This window comes from Arthrobacter sp. 05N33_2 (genome assembly GCF_056397425.1).
The window spans coordinates 20,306-41,131 of record NZ_JBFTNJ010000021.1 but is presented as its reverse complement, the minus strand read 5'-3'; the positions used below and the strand labels follow the sequence as shown (position 1 = coordinate 41,131).

Here is a 20,826-nt window from a genome sequence, read left to right as displayed (position 1 = left end):
TATGTGGATAACCGCCTGGTTTCAACATGACAACTTTCACTTTGGTAACACTTGAATCACTGGTCTCAGATGTCGGCCGATGTTAGGGTGAGCGCGTTAAGTCAGACATTCTCTCAGCCCGGCCAGCTCTCCTCGTAGCCCCTCGGGCGCGAGACCGTGTGGCGCGGCTCCCACAGCGTGCCATTGCCCCGGAGCGGAACATGAAGCGCACCCTATATCCCCCCACCACCCACCGATGCCGACGGGCAGGGGCCATTCTCGTGGCCGCCACCCTGCTGGCCATCACCGGCGTTCCGTCGCCGGCAACCGCCGTGGAGCCGCCGGCCACGCCCCCGGCGTCTGCCAGCCCGTCGCCGACGGTCACGAGCACCGTTCCGGCGCCATCCGCAACGGCCCGCCCGGCCACCACGGTCGCCCCGGCACCGGCCCCGGCCCCTGCCCCGGCACCGGCCCCGACCGCAACGCAGGCAGCGGCACAGTCCGCGGCGGCGGCGGGCGGCGTCAAGGACCGGGCCGCCATGGCCGCGGCCGTCGGCCCCGGTGGTGCCGAGATGGGCCAGCGCTCCGCCCGGGTCAGCGCTCCCTCGCCACTACTGAAGGCGACCACCCAGTCCGCCGCCATTGAATCGCTCACCACGCAGGGCACGTGGTCGCCGTCGTACGGGGTCAAAGGCCTCGACGTCAGCGGCCACCAGACCAGCGTGAACTGGCAAAGCCAGTGGAACATGGGGGCCCGCTTCGCCTACGTCAAGGCCAGCGAAGGCAACTACTTCACCAATGATTCCTTCGGCGCCCAGTACGACGGCGCCCGCAGCGTCGGGATGATCCGGGGCGCCTACCACTTCGCGATCCCGAACTGGTCCTCGGGAGCCGACCAGGCACGCTTCTTCGTCCAGAACGGCGGCGGCTGGAGTGCCGACGGCCGGACMATGCCCCCGGTCCTCGACTTCGAATTCAACCCCTACGCCGGCCGCACCATCAACGGCTTCTACTTCGGCAACACCTGCTACGGCATGTCCCCCTCGCAGCTGACGTCATGGGTGCGCGACTTCGGGAACTCCATGCGGGCCCTCACGGGCCGCCTTCCCGTCATCTACACCAACACGTCGTGGTGGAACCAGTGCACGGCCAACGCGGCGGGTTTCGGCGACTACCCGCTGTGGGTCGCGTCCTACCCGCTCTCCGCCACGGACAACGCCGGGCCCGTCCCCTCCAGCTGGAGCGTTTTCAGCATGTGGCAATACAGCAGCACCGGGCCGTTCGTGGGTGACTCCAATATCTGGAATGGCGACTATGCCTCACTCCAGCGCTTCGCCGGGACGCCGCTGCCCACCGGGTCCTTCGACGACCTCTCCGTAACCCGCGACGGCGCCGCGGTCTCCCTGCGCGCCCGGGGCTGGTCGGCAGACCTGGCCAGGACATCGTCCTCGATCCAGACCCACATTTACGTGACTGATCCGTCCGGGACCACCAAGGGCTACGCCTGGCAGGCCAACCAGCCCCGGCCCGATGTTGACCAGGCCCTCGGCTACGGTCCGTTGCACGGCTTCGACGGCACGGTCCGGATCACGGCTTCGGGCACATACAAGGTCTGTGCCTACGCCATCGGGTCCTTCGGCAACACACTCCTGGACTGCAAGTCGCTCCGGGCCACCGGGGTGGAGGCACCGACGGGGTCCTTCGACAGCTTCGGCCAGGTCCGCACGGCCGACAAGGTCACGCTGCAGCTCAAGGGCTGGGCAGCCGACCTCGCCAACCCCTCGGCTTCCAGCTATGCCGACGCCTACGTCACCGACCCGGCCGGGAAAACCACCGGATACCGGATGAGCGCCAACGTCGCCCGGAAGGATGTCGCGGACGCGACCGGCTTGGGCCTGGCCCATGGCTTCGACTACCAGGTCAAAGCCACCGTTCCGGGAGCGTACCGTGCGTGCGTCTACGGGATCGGGCGCAACGCCAACGTGCTGCTGTCCTGCAAGACCACAAACGTCGAGGCCAACCCCGCACCCTTCGGCTCCTACGATTCGGTGTCCCTCACCCAGGCGCCCAACGCCGCGAACTTCCAGGTGAGCGGATGGGCACTGGATCCGGTGCAGCCAGGCAAGAGCGTGCCCGTGCACGTTTACGTCCAGTCGCCCAACGGAACCAATCCCGGCTACGCCTTCACCGCGAACCGCCCGCGTCCGGACGTCAACGCCGCGCTGCAGACGGTCGGTGACCACGGTTTCCAGGTCTCGGTCCCGCTGACTGGTGCCGGGAAGTACACCGTGTGCGCCTATGCCATCGGCATCGCCCCGGTCACGGCCGGCAACACCCTGCTGGCCTGCAAGTCCATCAGCGCGGCCCCGACCCCCGCCACCATGGGTTACCTGGATGCGGCCTCGATCCAGGTCACCAGCGGCAAAGCCTCCATCAAGGCATCCGGCTGGACCCTGGATCCGTCCTTCCCCGCCTCATCGATCCCGGACCACGTCTACGTGACCTCGCCTGACGGGATCCGGAAGGGGTACGCCTTCATGGCCGACCAGAAGCGCCCGGACGTCAACCGGTCCCTCGACACGGTCGGCAACCACGGCTTCACGTCATCGGTCCCCATCACCCAGCGCGGCCAGTACCGGGTGTGCGCCTACGGCGTCGCGGTCTCGATGCTGAGCCTGAACAACTCCCTGCTGGGGTGCCAAACGCTCACCTATTAGTGGCCCTGGCTGACGCCGCACCACGCACAACGCAGACCGGCCCCCGCACATGCGGGGGCCGGTCTGCGTTGTGGTGCCTGGGGCTGACCGTTGAAGACCGATAAATCAGGAACCGAGGTAGTCGCTCAGCCGCTCCGCCGCGGAAGGAACGGTGAACCCGGTCGCCTTGATCTTATCCAGGTTGAGGGCGCTGCTCAGCGGCCGCGGCGAGACAGCCTTGCCCTTGAAGTACTCCTCGGTGCTCACACCGGTCACGGCCTCCCGCGGCTTGCCGGAGAGTTCGTAGACGTCCGCGGCGATATCCGCCCAGGACTGCTGCTCGCCGTCGTTGCTGAGGTTGTAGACACCGTACTCGGCGCCCGATTCCAGCAGGTGCCGGATGCCGGCGGCGATGTCTTCGGTGAAGCTCAGCCGCCCGATCTGGTCATCAACCACCGACGGTTCGATGCCGCGCTCGGCCAGCGAGGCCATGGTGCGGACAAAGTTGTTGCCCTCACCGATCACCCAGCTGGTGCGCACAATGTAGTGCCGGGGCACCACACTGACGACGGCGTCGCCCGCGGCTTTGGTCTGGCCGTAGACGCCCAGCGGCGCCACCGGCTCCGATTCGTCGTGCGTGGCGCGCGTGCCGTCAAAGACATAGTCCGAGGACACGTGCACCAGGGTGAGGTCGTGTTCGACCGCGGTGCGGGCCAGCCGCGCCACGGCCGTGACGTTGACTGCCCAGGCGGCCGCCCGGCCCTCGGCCAACTCGGCGGCATCCACGGCGGTGTAGGCCGCGGCGTTGATGATCGTGGAGTAGTTCTTCCAGTTCCGTCCGGCGAAGGCGTCCTCGCTGCCGAGGTCAAAATCGGCCCGGCCGGCAAACTCAACGGACGGGTCGCCGTCGTACTGCCGGCGCAGCGCCTTGCCGAGCTGGCCGTTGGCGCCGACCACGAGGACTTTCTTCGGCGGCATCGGCGTGACGTCGGCCAGGCGCGGGTGCGCCTTGTCCTTGTCCGAAAGCTCGGCCTGGCCCAGCGGCACCGGCCAGCTGATGGCCGCGGTCTCGTCGGCGAGGTTCAGGAACGTGTACTGGCCCTGGGCGTCGGCGGACCAGTGGTCGTTGACGAGGTACGTGTAGGCGGTGTTGTCCTCCAGCGTCTGGAAGGCGTTCCCGACCCCGCGGGGAATGAAGATGGCCTGGCTGGGGTCCATCTCGGCGGTGAACACGGCGCCGAAGGTCGGGCCTTCGCGCAGGTCCACCCAGGCGCCGAAAATCCTGCCGGTGGCCACGGAGATGAACTTGTCCCACGGCTCGGCATGGATGCCGCGGGTGGTGCCGGCGGATTCGTTGAACGAGATGTTGTTCTGCACCGGACGGAAGTCGGGCAGGCCAAGCGCCACCATCTTTTCCCGCTGCCAGTTCTCCTTGAACCAGCCCCGGTTGTCACCGTGGACCGGAAGGTCGTAGAGGACGACGCCGGGGATCGGGGTTTCGTGCGCTGTGAGCTTTTTCGAGAACTCGATCGACATAATCTACTGGCCTTGTTCCTTGTACTTCGCTTCCGTGGCGGCCTTCGGGGGCCGCCACCAGTCCTCGTTGTTCCGGTACCAGGCGATGGTGTCTTCGATGCCGGCCTCGAAGTTGGAGAACTGCGGCTTCCAGCCGAGTTCCTCGCGCAGCTTGGAGGAGTCGATGGCGTACCGCATGTCGTGGCCGGGCCGGTCCACCACGTGCTCGTACGCGTCCGGCGCCTGGCCCATGTGCTTGAGGATCAGCTCGACGACGTCCTTGTTGTTCTTCTCGCCGTCGGCGCCGATCAGGTAGGTCTCCCCGATCCGGCCCCCGGCGATGATCGCCAGGACAGCGGACGAGTGGTCGTTGGCGTGGATCCAGTCACGGACGTTCTCGCCCTTGCCGTACAGCTTGGGACGGATGCCGTCGATCACGTTGGTGATCTGGCGCGGGATGAACTTCTCCACATGCTGGTACGGACCGTAGTTGTTGGAGCAGTTGCTGATGGTTGCCTGCAGGCCGAAGGACCGCACCCAGGCGCGGACCAGCAGATCCGAGCCCGCTTTGGTGGAGGAATACGGGCTGGAGGGGTTGTAGGGCGTGCTCTCGGTGAACCGCTCCGGGTCATCGAGCTCGAGATCGCCGTAGACCTCGTCGGTGGAGATGTGGTGGAAGCGCTTGTTGTGCTTCCGCGCGGCCTCGATCAGGGTGTAGGAACCGATGATGTTGGTGTCCAGGAACGGGCGCGGATCGTGCAGCGAGTTGTCGTTATGGGATTCCGCGGCGTAGTGCACCACGACGTCGGACCCGGCCACCAGGCGCTCCACCACGGCGGCGTCGCAGATGTCGCCCTGCACCAGCGTGAACCGGTCTGCAGGCAGGCCCGCCAGCGACTCCACATTGCCCGCGTAGGTGAGCTTGTCGAGGACCGTGACGTGGTGGCCGGTGTTCTCCAGTACGTAGTGGACGAAATTGGAGCCGATGAAGCCGGCGCCGCCGGTGACGAGGAGTTTCTGCATGAGGCCAGCTTACCGAAGGCCGTTGCCGGCTCAGACCCGCCGGCGGGTCCTCCGGAGGGCTTCGACCATGAGCCGGACCAGCATCACGCGGGCCGCGACGATCTTGGGCAGCGACCGCAGGCCGGCAGGCGTCTGGTTCGATTCGTGGATCCGGCGGTAAATGGTCGACTCGTCAAGGTGGGTTATCGATCCGGCTACATTGCCGCAGATGGCCAGCCAGAGATCGTGTGATTCCCGGACGTAAGCGGGAATCGGGGTGAAGTAGCGGGCAGCCTCCCTGCGGAAGGCCATGCCGCAGCCGTAGTACGCCCGGTACCCGATCAGGATGGCGAACAAGTTTGCCACGTGCCGCCGCGAGTCCGCGGACTTCAGCCGCGGAATCCAGGGCCGGTTTCCGCCGCCCAGCATGTCGAAATTGCTGGCGACCACCATAGAACCGGACAAGGCAGCGAGCATCAGCTCCAGCCGGCCCGGAATCCAGACATCGTCCTGGTCGGACAGGAACACGTACTCCCCCCGGCTCAGCCGGATCGCTTCCTCGAAGCTGCGCACGTACCCCCGGTTGACAGGCGAGCGGACGAGGCGGATCCGCGGATCATCGATCCCCTCCACGATCGCGGCAGTCTCGTCGGGGGACGCATCATCGACCACTACGAGCTCGTCGTCGGGACCCAACTCGGCGAGGATGGACGCTATCTGCTCCCGGACAAAGGCCGCACCCTTGTAGGTGGCCATGCACACGCTGGCCCTGATCTTCGGCACGCCGGGGCCATTCTCGTCGTTCATGCGAACCACTCTAGGCGACTCCTGGGCCAGGGGCCGGTGCGGGGCAATCGCGTATCATCGTTAGGTCAAGCCCCCCAGCACGAGGACCGTACCGCATGAGACCCGTTCTGTTCAGGCTTGCAGGCTTCACCCTGTTGCCGCTGCTGGCGCTGGTCCTGCCGTTCCTGCTCCTCCCGGTCGTTTCGCGAGTCGTGGGGGCCGCCGGCTGGTCCAGCATCACCTCCGGCCAGGCCATTGGCATCTTTGCGTCGACCATCATTCTCTGGAGCTGGAACATCTCCGGCCCGGTCGAGATTGCCCGCGCCGGCGCCTTCCCGCTGCGGGCGGCACTTTATTCCAGGAGCGTCCGTTCGCGGATCCTGCTCGCGGTCGTCGTGCTGCCCGTCATGAGCGTGATCGTCGCGCTCGTGGCCCGGGAGGGTTTCCGCCTCGATGCCATCACCATGGCCTGGGCCACAGCGCTGACCGGTTTCTCGCCGGCGTGGTACGGCATCGGCACCGGCCAGCCCCGGATCCTCGCCGTCTACGACACCCTCCCCCGCTTCTTCGCGGCCATCATCAGCGCCCCGGTCATCCTGCTCACCGGACAAGTCTGGACCTACGGGCTGGTCTCGGTCTTTACGACGCTCGTGGCATTGATCGCATTCCACCGCCGGTTCGGCGAACCCCGGACCTGGCTGCCCCGGAGCCCTCGGACCGTCGTGCGGGAGATCGTGCCCACCGCGGGCACGGCCGGCATCAACTTCACGGGAAGCGCCTACGGCTCGTCCCCGGTTCCGATCGCCACCGCGACGGTGCCGTCGGCTGCTGCCACGGCCGGTTTCGCCTCGGCGGACGCCATCTACCGCCTGGGGCTCTTCACGATCGTGGCGCTCGGCAACACGTTCCAGGGCTGGACCCTGGAGCACGATGCCGCCGACCCGCGCCGCCGCCACTTCGCGGCCATGGCTGCCCACGCGGCCCTGGGGCTCGCGGGCGGGATCTTCCTCACACTGTTCGGCCCGTGGGTCTCCGGCGTGATGTTCGGCGAAGCTGTCCGCGCGGACACCCTGACCTGCCTGTTCTACGGGGTGTCCTTCTTCTTCATCTCCTCATCAACGCCCCTGATCCGGAATGTGCTGATCCCCGCCCAGCGCCAGAAGTCGGTGCTGATGTGGACCGCGGTTTCCGCCGTCGTCGGCGTGCTGCTCATGGTGGCGGCCGGGCTGGCGGCCAACGTTCCCGGCATCGCCCTGGGCATGGCAGTGAGCGAGGCCCTCCTGTTCCTGGGCCTGCTGCGCCCTTCCCTCCGGATCCTGCCAGCGGGCGCCCGCGGCCGGGGCCGGAAGGTAGGATCAGCAGCGTGATCGCCAGATACCCGCGGCCGGTCGCCGCCGTCAACACCGCATGCCCCCGGGTGATCACGAATCCCGAGCCGGACGCCGCCCACTCCGTCAGCCGCCTCCGGGCCGTTGATATATTGGAGAACTATGAAAATTCTTGACTCGACCCGTGTGCTGGTCATAATGCCGGCGTGGAACGAAGCCGAGTCCGTGGGGAATACCGTCCGGGAAGTGCTCAGCGTCGGCCGGCCCTACGATGTCCTGGTGGTCAATGATGGCTCGGCGGATGCCACCGCGACGGTCGCGAAAAAAGCTGGCGCCACCGTCCTGACGCTGCCGTTCAACCTGGGCGTCGGCGGTGCCATGAGGGCCGGTTTCAAGTACGCCCAGCGCCTCGGTTACCAGCGCGTGATCCAGGTGGACGCCGACGGACAGCACGATCCCCGCAATATCCACGAGGTCCTGGCAGGCCTGGAGCACGCGGACATCTCCATCGGTGCCCGCTTTGCCGACCGCGGCGACTATTCGGTCAGCGGGCCCCGCAAGTGGGCCATGCAGCTACTCGCCAAGGTCATCTCAGGACTGGCCAAGACCCGGCTCACGGACGTGACCAGCGGCTTCCGGGCCGCGAACGGGCGCGCCATCAACCAGTACCTGGACCACTACCCTGCGGAGTATCTGGGTGACACCATCGACTCCCTGGTGGTGGCGATCCGCTCCGGCTGCCGGGTGACCCAGGTCCCGGTGGAAATGCGCCCGCGCCAAGGCGGGACTCCCAGTCACAACCCCGTCAAGTCCGCCGTCTACCTCGGCCGGTCCGTCTTCGCCCTCATGTTCGCGCTGACCCGCAAGCGGTCCACCATTTCCGACCCCGCACTGGCCGCCAAAGGAGCCGTCTAATGGGCAACTGGCCCGCCTTTTTCCTTGCCCTGGCGATCGTCGGCGTCGTCTTCGAGATGCTCCGCCGGAAGAAGCTTCGCGAGAAATACGCAGCGCTCTGGCTCTTCGTGGGCATCGGCACGCTGGTTCTGGCCGCGTTTCCGAGCCTGCTGACGATCGTGGCCGAACGCGTCGGCGTCCAGCTGCCGTCCAATCTGCTGTTCATCATCAGCATCCTGCTGCTGCTCGGTGTCTGCCTGCACTTGTCCTGGGAGCTGTCCGTGGTCGAGGACGAGACCCGCACCCTCGCGGAGGAAGTGGCCATCCTCCGGACCATGGTCGAGGACATGTCCTCCCGGGACGGCGACGCTCCGGCGACGCCGACCACGAAGTAGGAGGCCCCGGTGGCACTGGACATCTTTATCCCCTACTGGGGCGACGTTAACTACATGAAACTGGCCGTCGACAGCGTCCTGGCCCAGACCAGCCCGGACTGGCGCCTGACGGTGGTTGACGACGCCTACCCGGGCGACGACGTCAGACGCTACGTCGAGGCCGCGGACGATCCCCGGATCACGTATATCCGCAAGGACAAGAACGAGGGCATCACCGAGAACTTCAGGACCTGCGTCTCGCTGGCCAGCCAGGACGTCCTGGTGGTCATGGGATGCGACGACCTTCTGCTGCCGAACTTCGTGGACGTCGTGCTCCGCGCCCACGCCGAATTCCCCGACGCCTGGATTATCCAGCCCGGCGTCCAGATCATCGACGAGGACGGCAAACCCTCCGTTCCCCTGGTGGACATCGTCAAGCAGCGGCTGGTCAAACCGCGCGGCACCGGGTCCCGACTCGTGGGCGGCGAGCGGCTGGCGGTCAGCCTCCTGCACGGCGACTGGCTCTACTGGCCCTCCCTGGCCTTCCGCCGCGACCGGATCCGGGACTACGATTTCCGTGACGGTTTCCCCGTCATCCAGGATCTCGCCCTCGTCATGGACATGGTGCTTGGCGGGGCCGAGCTGCTGATCGTCCCGGATATCTGCTTCGAATACCGCCGGCACACTCACAGCGCGTCGTCCGCGAAACTCGTCGACGGGTCCCGCTTCATCGGTGAGCGCGACTTCTTCGACCTGGCCGCGGCGCTGTGCACGGCAAAGGGCTGGCGCAAGGCGGCCCGCGCGGCCCGGCTGCGGCTCACATCCCGTGCGCACGCACTCCTGATCCTCGCCGGCACGCTCCGGCAAAGTGCCTCCGGGACGCTCGGCATCCTCCTGCGGCATTCCTTCGGAAAGTGAGCGAACCCCACGTGACCGGCGAGTCCCCCGTCCCTGCCACGGGCGCCACCGGCGTCACCGGCGTGGTCACCGCGTTCCGGCCGACGGCGGCGCTGATCGGCAACGTCGAATCGCTGCGGGAGCAGGTGGACGCCGTCGTGGTGGTTGACGACGGCGGCGGCCCCGGCTTCGAGCCGATCTTCGCCGCGCTGGCTGCGGCCGGCGCAGAAGTGGTGCGCCTCCCGGAGAACGCCGGCATCGGCGCCGCCCTGAACGCCGGCATCCGCACGGCACGCCGGCACGGGAACCCGGACTACATCCTGACCGTGGACCAGGACTCCCTGCTGCCCGCCGGTTATGTGGAGGCGCTGCGCCGTGCCGCCGCGGACGCGCGGGCCGCCGGCGTCGAACCCGGCCTCATCTCCCCGTCCAGGATCCACGGAAACCCGGTGCTGCGCGCCGGGACCCGGAACGGCGTCGCCCTGGGCCGGGAGCCGATCCAGTCGGGCCTCCTGATCCCGGCCGGCACGCTGGACGTCCTTGGCGGGTTCTGGGAAGAGCTCTTCATCGACCTGGTCGACACCGAGTACTATTACCGCGCACTCGCCGCGGGCCTGCCCACCGTCCTCGCCGCGGCGGAGTTCGACCACTCCCTGGGAACGATGGTGGAGGCCAAGGTGTTTGGCCGGCCCGTCCCTGCGGGCGGCCGCCCGCTGCAGGTGCGCACCGCCGCGACCTGGCGCTACTACTACATCTTCAGGAACCGCCTCGTCACGGGCCGCCGGTACGCCGTGCGGTATCCCGCCTGGGTGGCCGGCGGGATGTGGGGCGATCTGCGGCATCTTCTGATCGTGACCCTGCTGGCGCCCGGCCGCACCGCCCGGCTCGGCTCGGCGCTCCGCGGCACCGCCGACGGCCTCCGCGGACGGACCGGGCGCCGGCATTCGGCCTGACACCACCGGGCACGCGGGCCAGCAGGCCCTCCACGGGTTTGGCCGAGTGCAGACCGGTAAGAGAGTATGTATACCATGCGCGGAATAATTCTTGCCGGCGGGACCGGTTCTCGTCTCCATCCCATCACCCACGGCATCAGCAAGCAGCTCGTCCCGGTATACGACAAGCCGATGATCTACTACCCGCTGTCGACGCTGATCCTGGCCGGCATCCGGGACATCCTGATCATCACCACCCCGCATGACGCCGAGCAGTTCAAGCGCCTCCTCGGCGACGGTTCGCAGTTCGGCATCAACCTCAGCTACGTCCAGCAGGCCTCCCCCGACGGACTGGCGCAGGCCTTCATCCTCGGCGAGGAGCACATCGGCAACGAGACTGTTGCCCTGGTGCTGGGTGACAACATCTTCTACGGCCAGGGGATGGGAACCCAGCTGCGCAAGCATGAAAACATCGACGGCGGTGCCGTCTTCGGCTACTGGGTCAAGAACCCCAAAGCCTACGGTGTCGTGGAGTTCGACGACGCCGGCCAGGCCGTCTCGCTGGAGGAAAAGCCGGAGCGGCCCAAGTCCCACTACGCCGTGCCCGGCCTGTACTTCTACGACAACGACGTCGTCGGGATCGCCAAGGACCTGAAGCCCTCGCCCCGCGGCGAGCTGGAAATCACCGACGTCAACCGGACCTACCTCGAAAGGGGCAAACTCCGCGTCGAAATCCTGCCCCGCGGCACGGCCTGGCTGGACACCGGAACCTTCGATGACCTCAACGACGCGTCGAACTTCATCCGGACGGTCGAGAACCGGCAGGGACTGAAGATCGGCGCCCCGGAGGAGATCGCCTGGCGCCAGGGCTTCCTGAGCGACGATGAACTCCGCCAGCGCGCCGAGCCGCTGGTCAAGAGCGGGTACGGCGCGTACCTCCTCGAACTCCTGGAGCCGTAACCCTCCATGTGGATGTCCGTCTTACCGCAGGTCCTGATCGCCTGCGCTGTCCTGGTCCTGCCCGGGCTGATCATCTCCGTTGCCCTGCGATTCAGGGGATTCAGCGCCCTGGCGCTGGCCCCCTCACTGACCGTGGGTGTTGTGGTCATCACCTCCACGTTGGCCCCGTTCCTGAAGGTGCGGTTCGGGCTGCTCCCCGTGGCCGTGGTGGCGGTGGCTCTGTCCCTGCTCGGTTTGTGGGCGGCGCGGTTCCGTCCCTCCGGCCCCGCCGCAACCGGCCTGAATCCGTTGAGGGTGCCGGACGTCCGCGGCGACCTTGCAGCGCTGGCCGGAGCCGTCATCGCCGGCGGGCTCCTCGCCGTCCACACCGTCCACCTAATCGGCAGCCCGCAGGCCATTTCCCAGACGTATGACGCCGTCTTCCACCTGAATTCGGTCAGGTTTGCCCTGGATACCGGCCAGGCGTCGTCGTTGACCCTGGGTGCGATGACCGGCGGCGGCGCCTACCCGGCCGGCTGGAACGCTGTAGCCACCCTCGTCGCCATGGCAACGGGCGCGAGCGTCCCGCTCGCCGTCAATATCACCAGCATCGTCCTTGCGGCCGTGTTCTGGCCGTTGGGATGCCTCCTGTTGGCGCGGTCCGTGGTGGGGGGACGCCCGGCCGCGCTGGTCGCCGCAGGCATTGCGGCGGCGTCGCTGGGTGCCTTCCCGCTGCTCATGATGGACTTTGGGGTCCTGTATCCCAACCTGCTGGCCATTAGCGTGTTGCCCTCCAGCGTCGCCCTGGCGGCGGCGTGTGCCGGGTTGACGCCCGGACTGGTCCGCCGCGATCTCGCCTCGATACTTGCCCTGCTGCTGGCGCTCACCGGCCTGATTGTCGCCCATCCCACGACGTTCATGGCTTGGCTGACGTGGACGCTGCCCATGGTGGTGACGCTGGTGTGGCGCTCTGCGGCTGCCCTTCGGCGGAAGCAGGCCCGCGCCCGCTCGTACGTCTTGAGGCTGGCGTTGCCGGTCGCCGGGTACGCCGTCGCGTTCGACCTGCTGTGGACCAATCTGCGACCGCCCTTGGAGGCTTCGTTCTGGGGCCCTTACCAGAGCATTCCGAAGGCCATCGGCGAAGCCGTCACCATCTCCCCCGATGGCCTGGCACTGGCCTGGCTCGTGGCCCCGCTGGTATTCCTCGGCCTCTGGGCGTGCTTCCAGGACCGCTGGCAGCGTGTGTGGATCGCCGCCGTCTTCGCCTTGTTCAGCTATCTGTTCGTTGTGGTCTCCGGCTTCACCAGGTCGGAAACCCGGGACTTCCTCACCGGCGTCTGGTACAACGACAGCTACCGGATTGCCGCCCTGCTGCCGCTGGTTGCGGTCCTGCTGGTCGCCGTCGGCATTGACTGGGCAGGGCGCCGCATCCTGACGGTGCGCGGCCGGTCCAAGGCCCTCGCGGTGGCCCTTGACGGCTCTCCGCGCTGGGGGCGCGCCGGAACCGCGGCCTACCGGACCGCAGGCATCGCCGCCGTCGTGCTGGCCGCCATCGCCCTGGGACAGCAGGGCGGCCTGGAGCTGGAGGTTGAGCAGGGCTCGAGGAACTACAGGCTCGCCGCCGATTCGCCGCTGGTCTCCACCGACGAGCTCCAGCTCATGAAGCGCCTGCCCCAGACTGTCCCCGAAAATGCCCTGCTGATCGATAATCCCTACACCGGTGCGGCGCTGTCCTACGCGCTGGGCGAGCGGAAGTCGGCCCAGCTGCATGTCATGAGCTACGTCTCTCCGGATGTGAAGCGGATCTACGATTCGATGGGCAACGTGACGACGGACGCCAGCGTCTGCCAGGCAGTCCGCGCGGCGAATGCCTACTACATCCTGGACTTCGGCCCGGTCGAAGTCCACGGCGGAGACCACACTCCCGCCGGGCTGCGGAATCTCGCAGCGAACCCCGGCGTGCAGCTCATTGACAGCCAGGGCGAGGCGAAGCTCTACAAGGTCACGGCCTGCGGGAACTGAACCCCGGCGTGCTGCAGGCTGCGGGGCAGGTTCCGCAGCCTGCAGCGGCACCTTGCCCGCAACCTGCCCGCAGGCTGCGCCGGTCCCTGGCCCGCGGGGCAGGCTCCAGGGGCACCTCCGCGGCCGCTGCCTAGAAACTGAGTTGCCGGGCCAGTGCCGGTGCCAGCGTCTTGGCAAAGGTGTTGGTCATGTGGTTGTCCCGGTACACGAGCACGTTGCCGATCACGGCCGGGCAGATCCCCTGCCGGCAAAAATAGGCGGACATATCCAGAACCTCGACGCCGGGCACGCGTGCTCCGGCCAGCTGCAGGGGGTCTGCGGCGGTGCCGGCGTCGGATGCGCTGAACTGGCACGCGGGCGAGCCTGGTCCATTGGCCTGGACGCAGTCCGGTGCCGAAAATTCCGGATACGGCGTGTCGGGCACGACGGCCACGCGGATCCCGGCTTCCCGGAGCGGCTTCAGGAGCTGGACATAGCCGTTGACGAGTTCTTCCGGGCTGGCCCACGTCCAGTTGAGGGCTTCGCGGTAGCCGGCCGGCGCCATTCCCGATACCACCACCAACTGTGGACGCAGCGTCAGGATGCGCTGCAATGTGGCCTTGTTCTGTTCCGAGCAACTGCGGTACACCGTGGTGCCATTGGCCGCCGGCGCTGCCGTGAAGGGGCATCCGTTCCGGACCATGGCCTGTACCTTCCAGCCCCCGTCTGCGCCGGCAATCACGAGCGGATCCACGTACTGCGCGGCGTGTGAGTCCCCGACGACGACCACCGTCTGGGTGGCCTCCGGCGCGCCGAAAACGCATTGGTCAACCCCGGTGACGGCCGGGTTGAACTTCCCGCACGTCTCCGTCCAGGTCAGTGGCACATCCTTCATGGCGACGGCGGGATCGGGCCGGACGGGCACGCCGTCGGGGACGGCGGCGGGCCGGACGGGATCAAATGCCGTCGCGCCGGGATAGTCGCGCAGGTTCATGGCCGCGTTCAGCTGCTGCGACTTGGCTTCCACGACGCCCCACGGCACCGCCGCTGCCACCGTCGACGCCACGATCAGTCCTGCTGCCAGGACGAAGGCATTCCGGCGCAGCAATCCCCACCGTCCGGGCGTCGATCCTTGGGCGGCTGGGCTTCCGTGCCGGAACTTCTGCTCGACGAGGTGGTAGGAGGCGACCGCCAGGGCCAGGCTGATGGCCACCATGGCGGTTCCCTGGATGACGCCCGGAGCCCGCCCGAGGTGGAAGACGTAGATCACGACGACGGGCCAATGCCACAGGTAGAGGGAATATGAGAGATCGCCGATGTAGGTCACTGGCCGCAGGCTGAGGACCCGGCTTGCCGAGTAACCGGCAGGGCTGCCCGGAGTGGCCGGTTCGGCCGCCGGCGAACCCGCGGTGAGCAGCAGCAATGTCCCCGCGACGGGCAGGAGGGCGATGCTGCCCGGGAAGTCCATCGCAACGGAGAGTGCCATCGCGGAATAGACGATCACGCCCAGGCCGATCCAGCCCGAAAGCCAGGCCCGCACCGGGCCCAGGCGCAATTTGGGAATCAGCAGGGCGCCGATGCCCCCGGCGCCCAGCTCCCAGATCCGCGTGGTGGTCGCAAAGTAGGCCATGTCGTGCTGGGAGGACGAGAAGGCGACGCTGTGGACGAACGACGCCAGTGACACCACCGCCAGGATCCATAAGGAGACGGTTTCGATCCGGAGGCGCCGTTTCACGGTGACGGCCACTCCCGCCAGCAGGATGACGGGAATGATCAGGTAGAACTGCTCTTCCACGGCCAGGGACCAGAAGTGCTGCACCGGGGACACCAGGGCGGTCGCCGCGGCGTAACTGTCCACGCTGAAGGCCTGGTTCCAGTTCTGCACTTGCAGGGCGGACATGATGACGTCCAGGGAAATGGATTGCCAGCGGTTCTGCGGCAGCAGGACCACGGCGCCCAGCATGGTCGCCAGCAGAACCGTGGTGGCAGCCGGCAGCAGGCGCCTGATCCGTTTCGCGTAGAAGGTAGAGAGCCGGATGTGTCCGGTACGCGCCAGTTCCTGGACGAGCGATCCCACGATCAGGAAGCCGGAGATGACGAAAAAGACGTCGACCCCGACAAAACCGCCGGGGAGAATGCCGGGCCAGACGTGATAGATGATCACCATGCCCACGGCCAGGGTGCGCAGCCCCTGGATGTCCAGTCGCCGGCCGTTCCTTCCCGCCCTGGAAGTGCCCGTGTTGCTGGCGGCCCTGGCCCGCTCGGGGGAGCCCTGGGGCTGGGTCAGGACAGCCGCCGACGGCACAGAGGTCACAGTTCTCTTTCGGTTTTCAAACAACGTCATCGGTATTTTGCGCTGTGTGCGCTTGCCTGGAACCTGTTGGGACCATGTCCAGTGGACATGGTCCCAACAGATGCGCTGCCGTTACCGGCTGCGGCACTGCCTAGGCCCGGAGGCGGGCAACGGCCTCATGAATAGGTCCGTCGAATAATACGTTGCCATGCTCGAGATAGACACCCCGGGAACAGATCCGCGACACCAGGTCAAGGTCGTGGCTGACAACCACCAGAGTCTTGCCCTGCTGGGCCAGTTCCTGAATCTTGGCTATGCACTTGCGCTGGAACGGCTCATCTCCGACGGCGAGGATTTCGTCGATCAGGAAGACCTCGGGGTCGGTGTGGACTGCCACGGAAAACGCCAGACGCAGGTACATGCCGGACGAATAGAACTTGACTTCCGTGTCGATGAATTCGCCGATCTCGGAGAATTCGATGATCGCGTCGAAGCGTTCGTTGATCTGCTTCTCTGTCATCCCCAGGATCGCTCCATTGAGGTACACGTTGTCGCGGCCGGACAGGTCAGGATGGAAACCCGCCCCGACCTCGATCAGCCCGGCCACGCGGCCGCGTGTATAGACACTGCCGGAATCCGGGAGCATCACGCCGGAGATGTGCTTGAGCAGCGTGGACTTGCCGGAGCCGTTGAGGCCGAGCAGCGCCACGGTCTCCCCCGTTTCCACCATCAGGGAGACGTCCTTCAGTGCGTGGAACTTCTTGGAAAGATCCCCCTTGCGGCCCTTCACGAGCCAGACAACCGCCTCTTTGATGGAACGGGTGTGGCGGAGCACGAACTCCTTGCTGACATTGGAAACTTCAATCGCGTTTGCCATCTAGAGCTCCTGGGCAAAGCGGCCTTCAAGCCGCCGAAAAGTTAGCTGTCCCAGTGCCAGGACCACCAGCGAAATGATCATGCCGACCGGCAGCCACAGGCTGAACAGGTTCGGCGGCATCGCGGCAGAACCGTCAGTTGTGGGGTACCAGAAGGCATAGTGGAACAACTCGACGCCGACCGTGATGGGGTTTGCCTGGTAGAGGGCGAAGAGCCCGGGTCCCAGCTTTGATTCCACCATGGTCCAGGAGTACATGACGGGCGATGCCCAGGTCGCCACCATCAGGAGCATGTCAACGAGGTTTTCCGAATCACGGAAATACACGTTGGCGGCCCCGAACAACAGCCCGAGCCCGGTGGCCAGGAAGCCCACAATGGCGAATCCGCCTACCGCCGCCAGGAGCTGGAACGCGTCCGGGTGCCACCCGGCGACGACGCATCCGATTACCAGGACAACGAGTTGGGGGAAGAAATGCACGGCCGATACCCAGACCGACGCCACCGGAAACAGCTCCCGGGGAAGATAGATCTTCTTAATCAGGTTGCCGTTGTTCACGATCGATCGCGCGGAGTTCCCGAGGGCTTCGGAGAAGAAGTTGATCAGCACGATTCCGGAGAAGAGATACACGGCATAGTTCGAGAGGCCGTCCGGGTTCCGTGCACTGCGTTCCAGGCCCAGGAAGACGCCCAAGGCCACATAGAACACGAGAAACTGCACGGCGGGCTTCACATAGGACCAAAGGAGACCCAGAACGGAGCCGCGGTAGCGGACTTTCAGTTCCTTGCGGACCAGCAGTTTCAGCAGAAAACTGGACTGGCGAAGATCCCGAAATCCACCACCGAGACCCGGGCGGGTCAATTCCCCGGAAATCGTGGTTGTCACGCTATTTCACTTCGCTCTGGGTGTGTTCTTCGAAGATTTTCTTCCAGGAATCCAGGGACGTAAGTTCCGGCATCGCCGCCTTGTACTGCTTGCTCAGCGACTGCCAGTCCTTGAGCAGGGCAGCGTGCAGGCGGCTGCTCTCGGTGAGCATTTCCCGCACGCGCTTGGGGTCCCGCTTGTACCAGGAAGCGCCGGTTCCTTCAGCGTTGGAGACGATGGCGCTGTCGAACTGCGCGATCCGCCACCAGCGGTTGTCCTGGTGCGCAATGTTGGTCTGCGGACGTTCCGCACTCGTCTTGGTGACCGGGCGGAACAACTGGCGTGCGACCGTCTTGGCAGCCCAGGGAAGGAGGGTGACCCTGGACGGCTGCGACACGCCGTGCCCGCGGCGCGGCGGCTTGTCCATCTTCGGCGTCGGGAAATCGTCCGCGTCGGCCTGGAAAATCGAGTCCGAGTAGCCGGCCATCATCTTCCGGATCTCGGGCAGCTTCGAGGGCAGCAGGTCCGGCAGGTCGGTCGGGCCCTTGAGAACATCCTCAAGCGCCCAGCCACGGCCGTGCGCGGTCGCATACTGCATCGACACGAGGTGCTTGATGTCCGCATACTGCGATTCGCGCACCACGCGGCCGCCGTGCTCGTAGGGGCTGTGGAGCAGCGCCGCCACGATCCGGTTGCGGGCGTGGAAGTAGGCCTGCCAGCCCACGAGGTCGTCTTTGTCGATCCATGACACATGCCATACGGCCGAACCCGGCAGGGAAACTGTCGGGAAGCCGTGCGCCTTGGCGCGCAGCCCGTATTCCGAGTCGTCCCACTTGATGAAGAGCGGAAGCGAGAGGCCGATTTCCCGGATAACCGAAGTCGGGATCAGACACATCCACCAGCCGTTGTAGTCCACATCGCAGCGGCGATGCAGCCAGGAGGTCTGGCGCAGGTTCGAGGACAGGAAATCATGTCCAAGGACCATGTCCTCGCTCGGCAATGACGGCTGGAAGCGGTAGGGGTTGACCACCTCGCCGAACGTGTGGAGAACCGTCCGGTTGTAGAGGTCGAACATGTGGCCGCCGACGATCGTCGGCGTCTTGCAGCGGTCCGCGAACGTGAGCAGGCGGATGATGCTTTCAGGCTCAACCACGATGTCGTCGTCCATGAGCAGGACGTAGTCACTGCCGTTTTCGACGGCCTCGAACATGCCCCGGGCAAAGCCGCCGGAGCCGCCGAGGTTCGACTGGTTGATGATCCGCAGCTTGCCGCCAAGAGATTCATGGACTTCGGCGAAGCCGTCCGCGTCCTCGACCTTCTGCGTGCCCTGGTCAACCAGCAGGATCTCCTGGACATGCTTGAGGGCATCCGGGTTCTCGGCCAGCAGCCGAAGATTGTTGAGGCAGAAGTCCGTCTTGTTCAGCGTCGTGATCTGCAGGGTGACAGACCCGGGCGTGCTCTCAACAGCGGGGCCCTGCCATTCGGCGTCGACCATGACAAGCGGTTCGGAGCCCGCCACGAGGTCGAACCAGTACCAGCCGCCGTCGCCGAAGGGCGCAAGGGACAGCTCAAAGGTGTTCTCCGCCGAACCCTCGACGCGCCGCGTGTCGACGCGCTGCAGGGATCCGCGGGCGTTGGACTTGTAGACGATGACGGATCCGGCGCCCTGGGTGCGGACCTGAAGCCGGACCTTGTCCACCGACGTCCAGCGCCGCCAGTAGCTCGCCGGGAAGGCGTTGAAGTAGCTGCCGAACGATACCCGCTCCCCCGAACGGACCTTGGTGGAGCTGCGGGACAGGAAGTCTTCAACGTGGGCTTCCTTGGTGGAGCTGCTGAAGGACTGTGCCCGGGCCTTCTTGCCGTCGCCGCTGCCGACCGTAGGAAGCTGGATGCCGGTCGCGGTTCCCATGTCCATGTACAGGGGAACCGTGTCCATCTGGCTGGCGTTGGGCAGGATGACCCGCTGCAGGGTGTCCCACTGCTGGGCGGAATCTACCTGGGTGTCGGTTGCGGCGCTCATGCGTCCACTCCTCCGCTTTCAATCTTTGCGCCGCCTTCGAAGTGCGGGCGGATCTTGTTGTCGAACATGGTCAGGGCCGAGCCGATCGCCATGTGCATGTCCAGGTACTTGTAGGTACCGAGGCGGCCGCCGAAGAGGACATCCTGCTCGGCCGCGGCCAGGTCGCGGTACTTCAGGAGCCGGTCGCGGTCCGTGGGCGTGTTGATCGGGTAGTAGGGCTCGTCGCCCTTCTCCGCGGCACGGGAGAACTCGCGCATAACGACCGTCTTCTCCGTCTGGTAGTCGCGCTCCGGGTGGAAGTGGCGCGGCTCGATAATGCGGGTGTACGCAACGTCTTCGTCGTTGTAGTTCACTACCGACGTGCCCTGGAAGTCCCCGACGTCGAGCACTTCTTCTTCGAAGTCGATGGTGCGCCAGGACAGATCGCCTTCGGCGTAGTCGAAGTAGCGGTCAACAGGTCCGGTGTAGACGACCGGGATGTTGCCGACCACCTTGCCCTTGCTGTACTCGTGGGACTCATCGAAGAAGTCCGTGTTGAGCCGCACCTCGATGTTGGGGTGTTCGGCCATCTTCTCGATCCAGGCCGTGTAGCCGTTGGTCGGAAGGCCCTCGTACTTGTCGTTGAAGTACCGGTTGTCGTAGTTGTAGCGCACCGGAAGGCGGGAGATGATGCCCGCGGGCAGGTCCTTCGGATCCGTCTGCCACTGCTTGCCGGTGTAGTGCTTGATGAACGCCTCGTAGAGCGGGCGGCCGATCAGCTGGATGCCCTTGTCGTTCAGGTTCTGCGGATCGGTGCCGGCCAGTTCGCCGGCCTGCTCCTTGATCAGTTCCTGGGCCTGCCCGGGGGTGAGGTTGGCCCGGAAGAACTGGTTGATCGTGGCCAGGTTGATGGGCAGGGAGTAGACCTCGCCCTTGTGCACGCCGTAGACCTTGTGGACGTAGTTCGTGAACGTCGTGAAGCGGTTTACGTACTCCCACACGCGGTCGTTGGACGTGTGGAAGAGGTGGGCACCGTAGCGGTGCACCTCAATGCCGGTCTGCTCTTCCTTTTCGCTGTAGGCGTTGCCGCCAATGTGGTGCCGGCGGTCGATGACGACTACCTTCAAGCCCAGCTCAGTGGCGGCCTGTTCTGCGATTGTCAGGCCGAAAAAGCCCGACCCTACGATGACGAGGTCAGCGGTCACAAACTCTCCTGGTTCGAATGCGGGCAGCGCAATGTTGTGCATTGTCTGCTGGTCTAGCCTACCTGAGACCCTGCGGGTACCGGCGAATCGCGGCTGGCCCCGCGATCAGATGCCACCCCCTTCACGGGTCCGGGAGCCTCGCATGGCGGGGGCAGCGGCGCCGCTCCGAAGCGTTTTCCACATGGATCATTTTCCCCGGCGCTGCCGGGCCGGAGCCTCCCTACTGTGGAACAGGACCCGTGGAACAG

At 66.1% G+C, this 20,826-nt stretch carries 16 protein-coding genes; 8 read left to right on the top strand and 8 right to left on the bottom strand.

Annotation, left to right across the window (positions count from 1 at the left end; translation table 11 throughout):
* The first annotated feature begins 200 nt into the window (after positions 1–200).
* Positions 201–2,696: a lysozyme gene (locus AC1DHX_RS11255; RefSeq protein ID WP_476858864.1), complete on the top strand. Its 2,496-nt coding sequence runs from the start codon at positions 201–203 to the stop codon at positions 2,694–2,696.
* A gap of 105 nt (positions 2,697–2,801) precedes the next feature.
* On the opposite strand, the gene AC1DHX_RS11250 is transcribed toward AC1DHX_RS11255, so the two are convergent.
* Genes AC1DHX_RS11250 through AC1DHX_RS11240 form a run of 3 tightly spaced genes read right to left on the bottom strand, consistent with a single transcriptional unit; the run spans position 2,802 to position 5,999 of the window.
* Entirely contained in the window at positions 2,802–4,211 is a 1,410-nt protein-coding gene (locus tag AC1DHX_RS11250; RefSeq protein ID WP_476858865.1) for a sugar nucleotide-binding protein, read from the bottom strand.
* Positions 4,212–4,214: 3 nt separating this feature from the next.
* On the bottom strand, positions 4,215–5,213 hold the full coding sequence (gene rfbB, locus AC1DHX_RS11245) for a dTDP-glucose 4,6-dehydratase (RefSeq protein WP_476900040.1): 999 nt from the start codon (positions 5,211–5,213) through the stop codon (positions 4,215–4,217).
* A 30-nt stretch (positions 5,214–5,243) separates the two neighbouring features.
* Entirely contained in the window at positions 5,244–5,999 is a 756-nt protein-coding gene (locus AC1DHX_RS11240; protein WP_079552994.1) for a glycosyltransferase family 2 protein, read from the bottom strand.
* A gap of 95 nt (positions 6,000–6,094) precedes the next feature.
* Here AC1DHX_RS11240 and AC1DHX_RS11235 point away from each other — a divergent pair, with 95 nt between their 5' ends.
* The 7 genes from AC1DHX_RS11235 to AC1DHX_RS11205 all read left to right on the top strand — a co-directional run bounded on the left by AC1DHX_RS11235 (position 6,095) and on the right by AC1DHX_RS11205 (position 13,364).
* On the top strand, positions 6,095–7,345 hold the full coding sequence (locus AC1DHX_RS11235) for a polysaccharide biosynthesis protein (protein ID WP_476858867.1): 1,251 nt from the start codon (positions 6,095–6,097) through the stop codon (positions 7,343–7,345).
* A gap of 123 nt (positions 7,346–7,468) precedes the next feature.
* Complete coding sequence (locus tag AC1DHX_RS11230) at positions 7,469–8,221, top strand: glycosyltransferase family 2 protein (protein ID WP_476858868.1); 753 nt, start codon at positions 7,469–7,471, stop codon at positions 8,219–8,221.
* Positions 8,221–8,595 carry a DUF2304 domain-containing protein gene (locus AC1DHX_RS11225; protein ID WP_043435190.1) on the top strand — a complete coding sequence of 125 codons (375 nt, stop codon included), beginning with the start codon at positions 8,221–8,223 and terminating at the stop codon, positions 8,593–8,595. Before AC1DHX_RS11230 ends, AC1DHX_RS11225 begins: the two co-directional genes overlap by 1 nt.
* A 9-nt stretch (positions 8,596–8,604) precedes the next feature.
* Positions 8,605–9,492, top strand: a complete 888-nt coding sequence (locus tag AC1DHX_RS11220) for a glycosyltransferase (RefSeq protein ID WP_476856697.1) — start codon at positions 8,605–8,607, stop codon at positions 9,490–9,492.
* On the top strand, positions 9,489–10,424 hold the full coding sequence (locus AC1DHX_RS11215; RefSeq protein WP_476858869.1) for a glycosyltransferase: 936 nt from the start codon (positions 9,489–9,491) through the stop codon (positions 10,422–10,424). The genes AC1DHX_RS11220 and AC1DHX_RS11215 overlap by 4 nt, the downstream gene beginning before the upstream one ends.
* Positions 10,425–10,499: 75 nt before the next feature.
* Positions 10,500–11,363, top strand: a complete 864-nt coding sequence (gene rfbA / locus AC1DHX_RS11210; RefSeq protein WP_028276020.1) for a glucose-1-phosphate thymidylyltransferase RfbA — start codon at positions 10,500–10,502, stop codon at positions 11,361–11,363.
* A 12-nt stretch (positions 11,364–11,375) separates the two neighbouring features.
* Complete coding sequence (locus tag AC1DHX_RS11205; protein WP_476858870.1) at positions 11,376–13,364, top strand: DUF6541 family protein; 1,989 nt, start codon at positions 11,376–11,378, stop codon at positions 13,362–13,364.
* Positions 13,365–13,494: 130 nt separating this feature from the next.
* Here AC1DHX_RS11205 and AC1DHX_RS11200 read toward each other — a convergent pair whose 3' ends face one another.
* From AC1DHX_RS11200 to glf, 5 genes are all read right to left on the bottom strand, one after another.
* A complete protein-coding gene (locus tag AC1DHX_RS11200) occupies positions 13,495–15,657 on the bottom strand; it encodes an acyltransferase family protein (protein ID WP_476858871.1) in 2,163 nt (720 codons plus the stop codon).
* 130 nt (positions 15,658–15,787) lie between these two features.
* The gene (locus tag AC1DHX_RS11195) at positions 15,788–16,513 is read right to left on the bottom strand and encodes an ABC transporter ATP-binding protein (protein WP_243181203.1); all 726 of its coding nucleotides are present in this window, start codon (positions 16,511–16,513) and stop codon (positions 15,788–15,790) included.
* The gene (locus tag AC1DHX_RS11190; RefSeq protein ID WP_476848794.1) at positions 16,514–17,395 is read right to left on the bottom strand and encodes an ABC transporter permease; all 882 of its coding nucleotides are present in this window, start codon (positions 17,393–17,395) and stop codon (positions 16,514–16,516) included.
* 1 nt (position 17,396) lies between these two features.
* Positions 17,397–19,394, bottom strand: coding sequence for a glycosyltransferase (locus AC1DHX_RS11185; RefSeq protein WP_476858872.1), 1,998 nt, complete (start codon positions 19,392–19,394; stop codon positions 17,397–17,399).
* Positions 19,391–20,578 carry a UDP-galactopyranose mutase gene (gene glf / locus AC1DHX_RS11180; protein ID WP_223916143.1) on the bottom strand — a complete coding sequence of 396 codons (1,188 nt, stop codon included), beginning with the start codon at positions 20,576–20,578 and terminating at the stop codon, positions 19,391–19,393. The genes AC1DHX_RS11185 and glf overlap by 4 nt, the downstream gene beginning before the upstream one ends.
* Positions 20,579–20,826: the final 248 nt, after the last annotated feature.

What these genes read in the sequence shown, in the direction of transcription:
- AC1DHX_RS11235 (WP_476858867.1), top strand. Translation starts at nt 6,095, where the DNA reads ATGAGACCCGTTCTGTTCAGGCTTGCAGGCTTCACCCTGTTGCCGCTG.
- rfbA (WP_028276020.1), top strand. Translation starts at nt 10,500, where the DNA reads ATGCGCGGAATAATTCTTGCCGGCGGGACCGGTTCTCGTCTCCATCCC.
- AC1DHX_RS11240 (WP_079552994.1), bottom strand. Translation starts at nt 5,999, where the DNA reads ATGAACGACGAGAATGGCCCCGGCGTGCCGAAGATCAGGGCCAGCGTG.
- AC1DHX_RS11225 (WP_043435190.1), top strand. Translation starts at nt 8,221, where the DNA reads ATGGGCAACTGGCCCGCCTTTTTCCTTGCCCTGGCGATCGTCGGCGTC.
- rfbB (WP_476900040.1), bottom strand. Translation starts at nt 5,213, where the DNA reads ATGCAGAAACTCCTCGTCACCGGCGGCGCCGGCTTCATCGGCTCCAAT.
- AC1DHX_RS11250 (WP_476858865.1), bottom strand. Translation starts at nt 4,211, where the DNA reads ATGTCGATCGAGTTCTCGAAAAAGCTCACAGCGCACGAAACCCCGATC.
- AC1DHX_RS11195 (WP_243181203.1), bottom strand. Translation starts at nt 16,513, where the DNA reads ATGGCAAACGCGATTGAAGTTTCCAATGTCAGCAAGGAGTTCGTGCTC.
- AC1DHX_RS11185 (WP_476858872.1), bottom strand. Translation starts at nt 19,394, where the DNA reads ATGAGCGCCGCAACCGACACCCAGGTAGATTCCGCCCAGCAGTGGGAC.
- AC1DHX_RS11205 (WP_476858870.1), top strand. Translation starts at nt 11,376, where the DNA reads ATGTCCGTCTTACCGCAGGTCCTGATCGCCTGCGCTGTCCTGGTCCTG.
- AC1DHX_RS11230 (WP_476858868.1), top strand. Translation starts at nt 7,469, where the DNA reads ATGAAAATTCTTGACTCGACCCGTGTGCTGGTCATAATGCCGGCGTGG.